This window comes from Mycobacterium sp., from assembly GCF_035697385.1.
Classification (GTDB): domain Bacteria; phylum Actinomycetota; class Actinomycetes; order Mycobacteriales; family Mycobacteriaceae; genus Mycobacterium.
In genome coordinates this window covers 1-13,251 of the sequence record NZ_DASSCY010000035.1, presented here as the reverse complement: position 1 = coordinate 13,251, position 13,251 = coordinate 1, and the positions used below count along the sequence as shown (strand labels likewise).

Sequence of the window (13,251 nt, the reverse complement as noted above, 5' to 3'; positions counted from 1 at the left end):
CACAGCTTCGAGAAGGTGGGCGATCACTGGGAACCCAAATCCGAGAAGGGGCCGTCCGATTCGCGTGCACGCAGCGGCGGGCCGAACCCGAGTGGCCGCTCCGCTGAAGGTGTCGACGCCAACGCTTCGAAGAAGCATCTTCTGGAAATCGCTCGGCGGCTGGATATTTCGGGCCGGACGACCATGACCAAGGGCGAACTCGTCTCGGCCATCAAGAAGGCCAATCGGCGCGAGTCGGCGCGCAACCGGTAGGGCTACCGCGCCGCAGTGGCGGCGTCGAAACCTTCCAGCAGCATTCTTTCTTGCTCCAACTTCATCAGCCTGCGTGCTTTACGGCGGGTGATCAAGATGCCGAGCACCGCCAGCGTCCATACCCCGTATTGCACGGTCCAGGCCACCCGGAACGAGTCGAATGAGAAGTGGCCGGTCGCATCGAGGATCAGGCCCATCGCCTGCATGACAAGCAGGGACGCGACGAAGCCGCCCATGTTGACCATGCCCTGCGCAGTGCCGAGAGTCGCGCTGGTGTTGAAGGTCCGCGCGAAATCGAAGCCGACCATCGAGCCTGGGCCGCCGACCGAGATCACGACGATCAGCACGACCAACAACCACAGCGGGGCTTGGCCGGGCAGGGCCAGCACCACCGTCCACACCAGCGCGTTGCTGCCGATGATGGTCAGCACCAGCCGGGATCTGCGGTGCGGATGACGGCCGGTGAAGATGCCGATGACCACACCGGCCGAGATGGCGGCGGCCACCGAGATCGTCAGCAGCGTGCCGGCCGCGCCGGCCGAAAGGCCTTGGGCCACCGTGAGGTACGGAACACCCCACATGAGGGCGAACACCGTGACGGAGAACTGCGTGCCCATGTGGGTGAAGAATCCCAGCCGGGTTCCTGGCCGCAGCCACACCGTTTTGATGCTGGCCAGCGTCTCGGTGACGGAGGTGGGTTTGACCTCGACTACAACACCGTTCGGGGTGTTCTTGACCACCGCCAGGGTCAACACCATCGACAGCACGCCGATCGCCGCGACCGACGCATAGGCGACCGTCCAGCCCGACGCTGACAGCACGGCGAGGAAGGGCACGGCTGAGAGCACCTGGCCGAGTTGTCCGCAGATGCCGGTCAACTGCGTGACCAACGGGACCTGGCGGGGCGTGAACCAGTGCGGCACCAACCGCAGCACGGAGATAAAGGTGAGGGCGTCCCCGAGGCCGACCACGGCCCTCGCGGCGATGGCCGCCGGCAGCGACTCGGTGAAAGCCAGTACCAACTGGCCCGACGCCATCAGCGCGGCGCCCGCCGCGATCAAGGCTTTGGAGCCGAACCGGTCGAGTAGCAGGCCGGCGGGGACCTGCGCGCTCGCGTAGACGATGACCTGCAAAACCACGAACGTCGACAACAGGCTGGGGCTGGCGCTGAACCGATCGGCCGCGTCGAGCCCAGAGACACCCAGGGTGGTGCGGTCGAGAACGGCGACGATGTAGGCGAGGAGTCCGGTGCCCCACACGATCCAGGGACGCACACCGAACCTTTCGCTCGCGTTGTCTTGATGTCTGCCAACGTCGATCATCGCTCACCTGCTCACATCGATGCCAATCGTTTTGTGGTGAGGTCACTCACGCGGCCGCTCGTACGCCGCCAAAAACTAGTTGGCTGGGATTGCTTGCTGGCGTCGAGGCGTTGGCGCGATGAAGCGTCATATTCGCAGATAGTGACCCTTGCGAAGAATTGCTAGCAAACTGCGGAAGAGTGATGATTTCTTCGCTCGCAAACCCGCAACTGCCGTTACAGTAGGTCCATGAATCGTCGCGGTGCCAAGCGAACGCGCACCCGATGCCGTGCTGGGGTGCGCCGCGTTGGCTGAGTACCGGCTGGATGACCTCGCCCGGGTATCGGGCGTCAGTGCCCGCAATATCCGCGCGTATCGGGAACGCGGCTTACTCGATCCGCCCCGACGAGTCGGGCGTTCGGCGTATTACGACGACTACCACCTGTCGCAGCTGAAAACCATCAACCAGTTGCTCCGCAAGGGTTTCAACTCCGCGCACATCGCTGAGTTCTTCACGAGCATGCGCCAAGGTTCGGATCTGGCCGACATCCTGGGGATACAGCGCGCCGTTCTCGGACCAAGGACGGAGCAGGCCGAAGAGCCGGCGAAGGACGACACCCTGGCCCTCGATATCGATCCTGACGGCGACGAGGCGCACAGGCTGCTCGAGCATGGGCTGGCAAGACTGGAGGACGGCGCAGTCGTACTGGTTGACCGGAGGATCGGCGAGATCGTGGCCCGTACATCCGATCAACTGCAATACGTCCGCGCGGTTCTGCGAATCTTCGAGGCAACCCGGGACACCGTCGACGGATTGGCCACCGAAGTCGTGCGCGCGTTGCAGGAATGCGTGAGGTCGCGCTTCGGGCCCAACTACATTCCGAAACCCGAAGAGATGGCCGAGCTCGGACAGATGGTGCAGGACTACCGCGATCTCGGCAGCAAGGTGGTTGCGGACCGTCTCGACGCGGTTGTGCTGGAGAAAATGGTGACCGCGGTGTCGGACTACACCGCCGGAATCCTGCTGAGCGGGCAATGGGAGCCGAAGCCGCCGCAGTAGACGCCCTACACCCGCGTCGCCGCGGGATCGCCGCCGAAGCGTTGAGCGAGCCAGACGGGAAGGATCGCCACGATCGTCAGCGCGGCGGCGACGACGTTGATGACCGGAGCCTGGTTCGGACGGAACAGGTTTCCGAAGATCCAGATCGGCAGTGTCTGCACCGTCGGCCCGGCGGTGAATGTCGTCACCACGATCTCGTCGAAGGACAGCGCGAACGCCAGAATGGCACCTGCGACCAGCGCCCCGCGCATCATCGGAAATGTGACGTATCGGAAGGTCTGCCACGGCGAGGCGCCGAGATCTGCAGATGCGTCCTCGAGGTCACCAGCCAACCGCCGCAGCCGGGCCTGGGTGTTGTTGAAAACGATGACGATGCAGAAGGTCGCATGGCCGACGACGACGGTGGCCAGACCCAGCGTCACGCCCAGCGCAGAGGTGAACGTCGCGTTCAACGCGATACCGGTGACGATGCCGGGCAAAGTAATCGGAAGCACCACAAGGAAACTCACCGTGTGCCTGCCGAAGAAGTCAAATCGCTGTACGGCGAACGCGGCCATCGTGCCGAGTACCAACGCAATGGCGGTCGCGCCCAGGCCCACCACTGCCGAGTTGGCGAGCGACTTCCACATACCCTCGCTGTTGGCGGCGTCCAGCCACCACTGCACGGTGAAGCCGGTTGGTGGAAACGCGAACGTGCGTGAAGAGTTGAAGGCGTTGACGACCACGAGAAGCATTGGCGCATAGAGGAAAACCAGCACCAGGACCGTCCATGCCAGGACCACCCGCCGTGCACCCTTGGACTTCATCAGACGTTCTCCAGCGCGCCCGTTCGCCGCATTGCGAGCAGGTAGCCGATGATCGCCACCAGCGGGATGATCGACAGCGCGGCCGCCAACGGCTGATTGTTGGCGGTGACGAGTTGGCCGTAGATGATGTTGCCGAGCATCTGCGTCTTACCGCCGACGATCGTCACAGCGATGTAGTCACCCAGCGAGAGCGAGAAGGTGAAGATAGATCCGGCGGCAATGCCGGGAAACACCAACGGCGCCAGCACCATTCGCACTGTTGCCAGGTCGGATGCGCCCAGATCCGAGCTGGCGTCGATGAGCGAATCGGGAACACGCTCGAACGCGGCGAACACCGGGATGATCATGTACGGCAGCCACAGATATGTCAGCGTGATGACGGTTGCGGTCAGGCCGTAGCCGGGGCTGTAGCCGGTCGCCCACGACAGCGGGCCGTCCGGTGAGAGCAGCATTCGCCAGGCGTAGGCCTTCACCAGATAGCTCGCCCACAACGGTGTCGTCACCGCCACGACCAGCAGCAGGCGCACCCGCGGCGACGCCAGCTTGGCCATGTAGAAAGCGAGCGGAACCGCGAGCGCAGCGCAGAGGACAGTCACCGCCAGCGCAACCGCGACGGTGCGAACCGTAGCCGTCCGGAACACTGCCTCCGTCATCACCCGCATGACGTTGTGGGTGGTGAACGTGCGCACGACCGCGCCAGTGAACGCGTCGGTGGTCCAGAATGCCGAAACGAGCAGCACCGCAAGCGAACCGAGATACGCCACCACAAGCCATGCCATGGGCGGTACCAGGAGCACCGTCAGGCTGATGCGGCGCCCCAGTGACGCTGAGGCGATCGGCAGCGTGGGGCCCCGCTGCGTCAACCCTTGATCTGCTGCCATTTGTCGACCCACTCGTTGTAGGCCGTGCAGTTGTCGCCGCTTCCGTCGACGCACTGTTTCTGGGGCGTGGTCCAGTAGTGAATCTGGGAGGCGAACTCCTCATCGGTGGCGTGGTAGATATCGCAGAAATCCGGCTCGGTGGTGTGCTCGCAGGATTTGGTCTGCGCAGGTGCCTCGCCGAAGAATTCGGCGACTTGGGCATTCACATCCGGCGAGGAGATCCAGTTCATCCACTTGTACATGCAATTGGGGTGTGCGGCTTTCGACGAGATCATCCAGGTATCCGACCAGCCCGTGGAGCCCTCCTTCGGGAGCACGGTGTTGACCTGAACCTTGTTCTCCGCGCCGATGGTGTTGGCGATCACCTGCCACGTCGTTCCGATCACCGAGGTGCCGGATTCGAAGGCCTGCACCTCCTTGGTGTAGTCCGACCAGTACTCACCGATGTTCTCGCGCTGCTTCTTGAGCAATTCCACTGCGGCGTCGAGCTGTTCGGACGTCAGCGAATATGGATCGGAGATGCCCAGTTCCGGCTTCGTCTCCGACAGATACAGCGCGGCATCGGCGATGTAGATGGGGGAGTCGTACGCGGTCACCTTGCCCTTGTACTTGCCGGCGTCGTCGAACACGGCGGCCCACGAGTTCGGCGCATCCCGGACGACCTCGATGTTGTACATCAGCAGGTTCGCGCCCCAGCCGTGCGGAATCCCGTACATCTGACCGTCGACCGAGTTCCACGGCTTGTCTTTGAGGAACGACGAAATCGTCTCGTAGTCGGGCACTAGCGACGTGTTCACCGGGGCGACGTCACCGGCGTAGATCAACCGCAGCGTGGCATCGCCGGACGCCGAGACACCGTCGTACTGACCGGTCCTCATCAACTGGACCATTTCGTCGGAGGTGTTGCCGAGCTTCACGTTGGTCTGGCATCCGGTCTCCCTTTCGAACGGTGTCACCCAGTCGACGGTCTCGTCGTTGGAGCCGTCCTCGGCGTAGCCGGCCCAGGTGATGATGTTCAGCTCGCCTTCCCCGTCGCCGACGGCCGACAGCGGTTCGAGCTTCGGCGGTGCCTCTCCGTTGTCGCCCGCCTGGTTCGAGCTCGAACACGCGACCACCAGCGCCGCGCATGCGGTGAATGTCAGGCCGATGCGCATGGCGGACAACGTCTTTGACGGCATGTGCTACTCCTCGATTGACAGATGGTGGACGGCTTTTTCGGGCCAGGCCAACGTGATTGAGGTGCCGTGGTGCAGATCCGGCGGCAGCCACGTGCTGGCAGTCAGGACAGTTGCGGTAAGGGTGACGCCGTGCTGAGCAGTCGCGGCTATCCGGGTGGTGGGGCCCGCATAGATGATCTCGGACACGGTGGCTTCGACGGTCCGCACACCGGGCACGGCGTCGGTGCCCGGCGCGAATACCCCGATGCGCTCCGGCCGGATGACGAACATCCCTGGTCTGCCCATGATTGCCTCGGCGGCGGCGCCGTCGAGCACGTTCGACGTGCCGACGAAGTTGGCCACGAAGCGGTTGGCCGGGTTCTCGTAGACGTCGCGGGCCTTGCCGACCTGTTCGATGCGCCCGTCGTTGAACACGGCCAACCGGTCGCACAGCGTCAGCGCCTCGTCCTGGTCGTGGGTGACGATGACGAACGTGATGCCGACTTCGCGCTGGATCGCCTTTAGTTCGATCTGCATCTGCTCGCGCAGTTTGAGATCCAGCGCGCCGAGTGGTTCATCGAGCAGCAGTACCCGCGGCCGTCCGACAAGCGCTCGCGCCAGCGCCACCCGTTGGCGCTCGCCGCCCGACAGTTGTGCGGGGCGGCGGCGCGCGTGGTCGGTTAGCCGCACCATGTCGAGCGCATCTGCGGTGCGACGCCTGCGTTCGGGCTTGCGCACGCCTTTCACCTTCAGCCCGTACTCGACGTTCTGGGCGACGGTCATGTGCGGGAACAGCGCGTATTCCTGGAAGACGGTGTTGACGTCGCGGCGGCGTGCAGGCAGCGCGGTCACGTCGGCGCCGCCGAGCTTGATCGTGCCCGCAGTGGGCTGTTCGAAGCCGGCGATCATGCGCAGCAGTGTCGTCTTTCCGGACCCCGATGGGCCGAGGATCGCGAACAATTCTCCGTCCCCGACGGCAAGGTCTGCGCCGGCCACGGCGACGAGGTCACCGAACAGCTTTCTGACCCCGATCAGCTCGATCTGTGGATCATCAACGGCCGCAACGGCATTCGTGTCAGACGCCGAGGTGACCTTACCCGGGGGCATGGCTCATCGTATGAACTCCGGCGTGATAGCGCAGCCGCTCTGCGGATTTCGCGAGGTGAACGCGGCGCGTCAGCTACACCCCTGCGAAGAATCTGCGGATGTCGTCGACGAGCAACGCCGGTGATTCCATCGCGGCAAAGTGCCCGCCGGTGTCGAAGTCGCTCCAGTGCACGACGTTGAACAACCGTTCGCCGTATCGGCGGATGGCCAGATCCGCGGCGAAAACCGCGACACCAGTAGGCACCCGTGACACCTGAGGCAGCGCCTGCGCATGCGTCGTCTCGTAATAGAGGTTGGCCGACGAAGTGGCCGTGCGAGTAAACCAGTACACGGAGACGTTGGCCAGTAGGCGATCTCGCGGAACGGCGTCCTCTGGCAGCGCTTGTGCGTGGTCCGTCCACTCCTTGAACTTCTCCACGATCCACGCCAGTTGCCCTGCAGGCGAATCGGTCAGACCGTAGCCGATGGTCTGCGGCCGGGTGCTTTGAATCTTGAAGTAACCGGTCATCTCGGCTTTCCAGCCTCGGGCTCGCGCCACTCTGTCGCGTTCGATGGCGGTCAACGACGCGACCTCGTCATCGGAGATGTTGCCGCCGGGCAGGAAGCCGAATGCGGGCGCGTTGACATGCACGCCGATCACCCGATCCGGCGCCAGCCCGCCCATCACCGGACCGATGAAGGAGCCGTAGTCGCCGCCCTGCACGCAGTAGCGGTCGTAACCCAGCGTGCCCATCAACTCGGTGAAGGCCGCCGCAATCCGGCCCGCGGTCCAGCCAACTGCCGCCAGCGGTGTCGAGAAGCCGAAGCCGACCAGGGATGGCACGACGAGATGGAAAGCCTGGGCCGGATCAAGCCCGTGGGCGCGCGGGTTGCTCAGCGGGCCGATGATGTCGAGGAATTCGACCACCGAGCCCGGCCAGCCGTGCAGCAGGATCAGCGGCCGGGCGTGCGGCTCGGGGGACTGGACGTGAAGAAAGTGGATGGTCTGGCCGTCGATCTCGGTGCGGAACTGGGGGTAGGAGTTCAGCTCGGCCTCCTGGGCCCGCCAGTCGAACCCGTCGGCCCAATATGTGGCGAGTTCCTTGAGGTATTCGACGGGTACGCCGCGCGCCCAGGGTTCGCTGGGCAACTGGTCGGGCCATCGCGTCGCGGCCAGGCGCGAGGTCAGGTCCGTCAGTTCGGCGTCGGGGATGTCGATGCGGAACGGCTCCATAACCGCACCATTGTGCGCGCGAGCAGACAGAGAGTCGCACTCACGCTGCCGCAAACATGCGATTCTGCGTCTCTCTCGAAAATGGGACAAAGCCGAGCGGGCCCATCGTCGAGCGCGCAGTCTGGTACGCGAAATCCGGCGTGTCGCGTACCTAACTGCGCGCCCGGCACAAATTTTCATTCCCCACCGCGGAGCGAAGCTCCCCCGGCAGCTGCTCGCCAGAGAAACCTGGAAAATCTTGATACTGATGTGACCAGTGGCGTTGCCGTGAAAATTGATGCATTTGTCGTACCCTGTGGCTCGTGTCCATGTCCCGGCGCGACGTTCTCAAATACGTCGCAGCGGCACCGGCGGTGCTCGGTGTTGGCGCCGGGCTGCAGACGATGGCGTCGGCGTTGGGTCCGGCGCAGGCGTCGGCGGCGCCACTCGGGGTCCTGCTCGACTACGCCGCAGGCGTCATCAAGGCCGCTGACCTGCGCGCGTCCGGTGCCCTGGGAGCCATCCGGTATGTCTCGGACCGCCGCCCCGGCGGCGACTGGATGCTTGGCAAGCCCATACAGCTACCCGAGGCCCGCGACCTGTACCACAGCGGGTTGAAGATCGTGTCCTGCTATCAGTACGGCAAGCAGGACACCGCGGACTGGCTCGGTGGTCAGAACGCCGGCGTCGCCCACGCGAAACGAGGATGGCAGCTGCACATCGCGGCGGGTGGCTCCTACGGCGCGCCCATCTACGCCTCGATCGATGACGATCCGACCTACGAGCAGTACAAGCAGCAGGTGGCGCCGTATCTGCGGGGCTGGGAAGCGGTGCTGGGCCGCCAGCGCGTCGGCGTGTACGCCAACTCCAAGACCATCGAGTGGGCCCTGCAGGACGGCCTTGGCGCGTACTTCTGGCAGCACAACTGGGGATCGCCAGGGAAGGTCGCCCACCCGGCCGCGCACCTGCATCAGGTCGAGATCGACAAGCGGTCCGTCGGCGGCATCGGCGTGGACATCAACCACATTCTCAAACCCCGCTTCGGGCAGTGGGACTAAATGTTACCGAGTAGTAAGGTTGGCCAGCAAACTCAATTTGGTGGCCGGCCCGGTTGACAAGACAATTCCGGCCGACTTGTCGCGTCGCAGCGCGGCAATGCGCCTGGTGAGACAGTGCCAAATTTTTACATAACGATTGCATAACAATACTGCCTTGATCAGCGCTGTTGCGCCTACTCGACCGTAACCACCTGCATGCAGGACGTTTGTCCCGGATACCTTCTGCGCGCGCGGAACCCGGTGTTACCCAATCCGCTGTTACCCACGCGTAGAACTCGCCAGTAACCATTTGGGGCGCGAAAATGGACCCGTCTCTTATGACACTCTTAGTGCGGCTGGAGTGTCCGCTGGGCGGTCGGCACGGACCGTGAGATCGCCCGCGACCAAGAGCGCGACTGAACCAGTCGGGATTCGACGCCGAATCGTATGGCCTGGAGCAGGGAAGCACAGGCCACCAAGCGCCAAATACGACAGCCAACAGACGAACAAGCGATACGCGCGAAATGCATACCGAGGGAGATACCAAGACGTGACGATCAACGAGCAACGCAGGGTTACCGCAGACCGCAAGAGCGAGGCCCTGACGGGCACGCACGCCCTCGTAGATCGTTTGAATGCCGGTGAACCGTACGCCGTCGCGTTCGGTGGTCAGGGCGGCGCGTGGCTGGAGAACCTGGAAGAACTGGTCAGCTCGGCCGGCATCGAGTCCGAGCTGAGTGGGGTGGTGGGAGAAGCCGAGCTGCTGCTCGAGCCCGTGGCCCGCGAGCTAGTGGTCGTGCGACCCATCGGCTTCGAGCCCCTGCAGTGGGTCCGCGCGCTGGCCGCTGAGGAGCCGCTGCCCGCCACCAAGCAACTGATCACCGCGGCGATCTCGGGCCCGGGCATCCTGCTCGCCCAGATGGCCGCCATCCGCGCGCTGACGCGTCAGGGCCTGGATCTGTACAACACCCCGCCTGTCGCGATGGCCGGGCACTCACAGGGCGTCATGGCCTGCGAATCGCTCCGGGCCAAGGGCGCCAAGGACGCGGAACTGCTGGCGCTGCTGCAGCTGATCGGCGCGGCCGGCTCGCTGGTCTCGCGCCGCCGCGGCATGGTCGGCCGGGGCGACAAGTCGCCCATGGTGTCGGTGACCAATGTCGACCCCGACCGGATCGCCGAACTTCTCGAGGATTTCTCCACCGACGTCCGCACGGTGCTGCCGCCCGTGTTGTCGATCCGCAACGGCCGGCGCTCGGTCGTCATCACCGGTACGCCTGAGCAGCTCGGCCGCTTCGAGCTGTACTGCACGAAGATCACCGAGAAGGAAGAGGCCGAGCGTAAGAACAAGCTGCGCGGCGGTGCGGTGTTCTCTCCGGAGTTCCACGGCGTCCAGGTGGAGGTCGGTTTCCACACCCCGCGGCTGGCCGACGGCGTCGAGGTTGTCGACCGCTGGGCCGAAAAGTGCGGCATCGATGCCACCTTGGCGCACGAGATGACCGAGTCCATCTTCGTGCGCCCGATCGACTGGGTGGCCGAAGTCGAGCGGCTGCACGACTCCGGCGCGAAATGGATCATCGACCTTGGGCCCAGCGACACCGTCACGCGCCTGACCGCGCCGGTGATTCGCGGCCTCGGCGTCGGCATCGTCCCCGCAGCCACGCGTGCCGGGCAGCGCAATCTGTTCACGGTCGGTGCTGAGCCCGAGATCGCACCGGCGTGGTCGAGCTACGCGCCGTCGGCGGTGAAGCTGCCCGACGGTTCGGTCAAGCTGTCGACCAAGTTCACCAGGCTGACCGGACGTTCGCCGATCCTGCTGGCAGGCATGACCCCGACCACCGTCGACGCCAAGATCGTCGCCGCGGCCGCCAACGCCGGCCACTGGGCCGAGCTGGCCGGTGGCGGTCAGGTCACCGAAGAGATCTTCGAGGGCCGCATCGCCGAACTCACCGGGTTGCTGGAGCCCGGCCGCGCCGTCCAGTTCAACTCGCTGTTCCTCGATCCCTACCTGTGGAAGCTGCAGGTGGGCGGAAAACGGTTGGTGCAGAGGGCCCGTCAGTCCGGCGCACCGATCGACGGCGTCGTCGTGTCCGCAGGCATTCCCGAGCTGGAAGAAGCCGTCGAGCTGATCGACGAGCTCAACAGCGTCGGGATCAGCCATGTGGTGTTCAAGCCGGGGACGGTCGATCAGATCAAGTCGGTCATCAAGATCGCCGCCGAGGTGCCGGGCAAGGACGTCATCGTGCACATCGAGGGCGGCCGCGCAGGCGGCCACCACTCGTGGGAAGACCTCGACGACCTTCTGCTGAGCACCTACGCCGACCTGCGCAAGCTGCCCAACATCACCGTGTGCGTTGGCGGCGGCATCGGCACTCCCGAGCGGGCCGCCGACTACCTGTCCGGCGGCTGGGCCGAGGACTATGGGTTCCCGGCGATGCCCGTCGACGGCATCCTCGTGGGCACCGCGGCGATGGCGACCCTGGAGTCGACCACCTCGCCTGCCGTCAAGCAGATGCTGGTCGACATCAACGGCACCGACCATTGGATCAGCGCCGGAAAAGCCCAGGGCGGCATGGCATCCAGCCGCAGCCAGCTCGGCGCCGACATCCACGAGATCGACAACACCGCGTCGCGCTGCGGCCGGCTGCTCGACGAGGTCGCCGGTGACGCCGAGGCAGTGGAAGCCCGCCGCGACGAGTTGATCGCCGCGATGGCCAACACCGCCAAGCCGTATTTCGGCGACGTCGGCGACATGACATACCTGCAGTGGCTGCAGCGCTACGTCGAGCTTGCGATCGGCGACGGCGACAGCACCGCCGACACCGCCTCGCCCGGCAGCCCGTGGCTGGCCGACACGTGGCGTGAGCGCTTCGCGGAGATGCTGCAGCGGGCCGAGGCGCGGCTGCACCCGCTCGACTCCGGCCCGATCCTGACGGCATTCGATGACAGCCCCGAAGGGCAAGCGCTGCTTGAGAATCCGGACCAGGCGATCGCGAAGCTGCTCGACCGCTATCCCGACGCGGAGGCAGTCAAGCTGCACCCGGCCGACGTGCCGTTCTTCGTCACGCTCTGCAAGAAGCCCGGTAAGCCGGTCAACTTCGTGCCCGTGATCGACAAGGACGTGCGGCGCTGGTGGCGCAGCGACTCGCTGTGGCAGGCGCACGACGCGCGGTACAGCGCCGACCAGGTGTGCATCATTCCGGGTACTCAGGCGGTCGCGGGCATCACCCGCGTCGACGAGCCGGTCGGTGAACTGCTGGATCGCTTCGAGCAGGCCGCTATCGACGAGGTGCTCGCGACAGACGGGCAGCCCGTTCCGGTTGTCTCGCGCCGGCAGGCCCGCGCCGACGTCACCGGTTCACTTGCTGTCGTCCTCGATTCGCCGGACGTGCTGTGGGCAGGCCGCACCGCCATCAACCCTGTGCACAGGATCGGCGCGCCGGACGAGTGGCAGGCCAACGAAAACCGTAGTGCCACACACCCGTCCACCGGTGCCAGGCTCGAGCTTGGCGCCGACGGAGTGGTGACACTTGCTGTCCCGCTTTCGGACATCTGGATCGACATCCGCTTCACGCTGCCGTCCTGCACGGTTGACGGCGGTATGCCGGTCGTGACCGTCGAGGACGCGTCGACAGCGATGCGTTCGGTGCTGGCGATCGCCGCTGGGGTCGACGGACCGGACTCGCTGCCCGCGGTGCACGACAACACCGCCAAGGTCACCGTCGACTGGGATCCCGAACAGGTCGCCGACCACACCGGCGTCACCGCCACGTTCGGTGCTCCGCTGGCCCCGGGACTGACCCTGGTTCCCGATGCGCTCGTCGGCCACTGCTGGCCTGCCGTGTTCGCGACCATCGGCTCGGCGATCACCGATGACGGCTTCCCCGTCGTCGAGGGCCTGCTGAGCTTGGTGCACTTGGATCACGCCGCTCACCTGCTGGCGCCGATGCCCAAGACCGCGGCCGAATTGACCGTCACCGCAACGGCTTCGGCGGCTACCGACACCGAGTACGGACGGGTCATCCCAGTCAACGTGACGATCAGCGACGTCGACGGCAACGCGCTGGCCACCCTGGAAGAGCGGTTCGCGATCCGCGGCCGCACGGGCGCAGCCGAGCTCGCCGATCCGCCGCGCGCAGGCGGGGCGATCACCGATAACGCGACCGATACGCCGCGTCGTCGTCGTCGCGACGTCACCGTCACCGCGCCGACCGATATGAGCGCGTTCGCGGTGGTCTCCGGCGACCACAACCCGATCCACACCGACCGTGCCGCCGCACTCTTGGCCGGGCTGAAATCGCCCATCGTGCACGGCATGTGGCTGTCGGCCGCCGCGCAACACGTCGTCACCGCCACCGACGGCCGGGCCGTGCCGCCAGCCCGCCTGGTCGGCTGGACCGCCCGCTTCCTGGGCATGGTGCAGCCCGGCGACGAGATCGACTTCCGGGTGGACCGGGTCGG

10 protein-coding genes are annotated in these 13,251 nt (G+C 65.4%); 4 read left to right on the top strand and 6 right to left on the bottom strand.

Going from position 1 to position 13,251, the window contains the following annotated elements:
• A partial coding sequence (locus VFH65_RS03605; RefSeq protein WP_353319763.1) for a Rho termination factor N-terminal domain-containing protein occupies positions 1-252 on the top strand: 252 nt, incomplete at its 5' end.
• 2 nt (positions 253-254) lie between these two features.
• Here VFH65_RS03605 and VFH65_RS03600 read toward each other — a convergent pair.
• Positions 255-1,526 (bottom strand): MFS transporter, encoded by a 1,272-nt coding sequence (locus tag VFH65_RS03600; protein ID WP_353319762.1) that lies wholly within the window; start codon positions 1,524-1,526, stop codon positions 255-257.
• 289 nt (positions 1,527-1,815) lie between these two features.
• On the opposite strand from VFH65_RS03600, the gene VFH65_RS03595 reads away from it, so the two are divergent.
• On the top strand, positions 1,816-2,613 hold the full coding sequence (locus tag VFH65_RS03595) for a MerR family transcriptional regulator (protein ID WP_353319761.1): 798 nt from the start codon (positions 1,816-1,818) through the stop codon (positions 2,611-2,613).
• 5 nt (positions 2,614-2,618) lie between these two features.
• Here VFH65_RS03595 and VFH65_RS03590 read toward each other — a convergent pair whose 3' ends face one another.
• The 5 genes from VFH65_RS03590 to VFH65_RS03570 form a co-directional block, all read right to left on the bottom strand.
• Positions 2,619-3,419, bottom strand: coding sequence for an ABC transporter permease (locus tag VFH65_RS03590; RefSeq protein WP_353319760.1), 801 nt, complete (start codon positions 3,417-3,419; stop codon positions 2,619-2,621).
• A complete protein-coding gene (locus VFH65_RS03585; protein ID WP_353319759.1) occupies positions 3,419-4,300 on the bottom strand; it encodes an ABC transporter permease in 882 nt (293 codons plus the stop codon). Before VFH65_RS03585 ends, VFH65_RS03590 begins: the two co-directional genes overlap by 1 nt.
• A complete protein-coding gene (locus tag VFH65_RS03580) occupies positions 4,279-5,478 on the bottom strand; it encodes an ABC transporter substrate-binding protein (RefSeq protein WP_353319758.1) in 1,200 nt (399 codons plus the stop codon). Before VFH65_RS03580 ends, VFH65_RS03585 begins: the two co-directional genes overlap by 22 nt.
• 3 nt (positions 5,479-5,481) lie before the next feature.
• Positions 5,482-6,564, bottom strand: coding sequence for an ABC transporter ATP-binding protein (locus tag VFH65_RS03575; protein ID WP_353319757.1), 1,083 nt, complete (start codon positions 6,562-6,564; stop codon positions 5,482-5,484).
• A 73-nt stretch (positions 6,565-6,637) separates the two neighbouring features.
• The gene (locus tag VFH65_RS03570; RefSeq protein ID WP_353319756.1) at positions 6,638-7,777 is read right to left on the bottom strand and encodes an epoxide hydrolase family protein; all 1,140 of its coding nucleotides are present in this window, start codon (positions 7,775-7,777) and stop codon (positions 6,638-6,640) included.
• 302 nt (positions 7,778-8,079) lie between these two features.
• On the opposite strand from VFH65_RS03570, the gene VFH65_RS03565 reads away from it, so the two are divergent.
• Both VFH65_RS03565 and VFH65_RS03560 read left to right on the top strand, forming a co-directional pair.
• A complete protein-coding gene (locus tag VFH65_RS03565; protein WP_414688347.1) occupies positions 8,080-8,814 on the top strand; it encodes a DUF1906 domain-containing protein in 735 nt (244 codons plus the stop codon).
• 529 nt (positions 8,815-9,343) lie between these two features.
• A partial coding sequence (locus VFH65_RS03560; protein WP_353319755.1) for a fatty acid synthase subunit beta domain-containing protein occupies positions 9,344-13,251 on the top strand: 3,908 nt, incomplete at its 3' end.

Excerpts from the sequence above, each read along its gene's own strand:
- VFH65_RS03580 (WP_353319758.1), bottom strand. The coding sequence starts at position 5,478 with ATGCCGTCAAAGACGTTGTCCGCCATGCGCATCGGCCTGACATTCACC.
- VFH65_RS03585 (WP_353319759.1), bottom strand. The coding sequence starts at position 4,300 with ATGGCAGCAGATCAAGGGTTGACGCAGCGGGGCCCCACGCTGCCGATC.
- VFH65_RS03575 (WP_353319757.1), bottom strand. The coding sequence starts at position 6,564 with ATGCCCCCGGGTAAGGTCACCTCGGCGTCTGACACGAATGCCGTTGCG.
- VFH65_RS03590 (WP_353319760.1), bottom strand. The coding sequence starts at position 3,419 with ATGAAGTCCAAGGGTGCACGGCGGGTGGTCCTGGCATGGACGGTCCTG.
- VFH65_RS03570 (WP_353319756.1), bottom strand. The coding sequence starts at position 7,777 with ATGGAGCCGTTCCGCATCGACATCCCCGACGCCGAACTGACGGACCTG.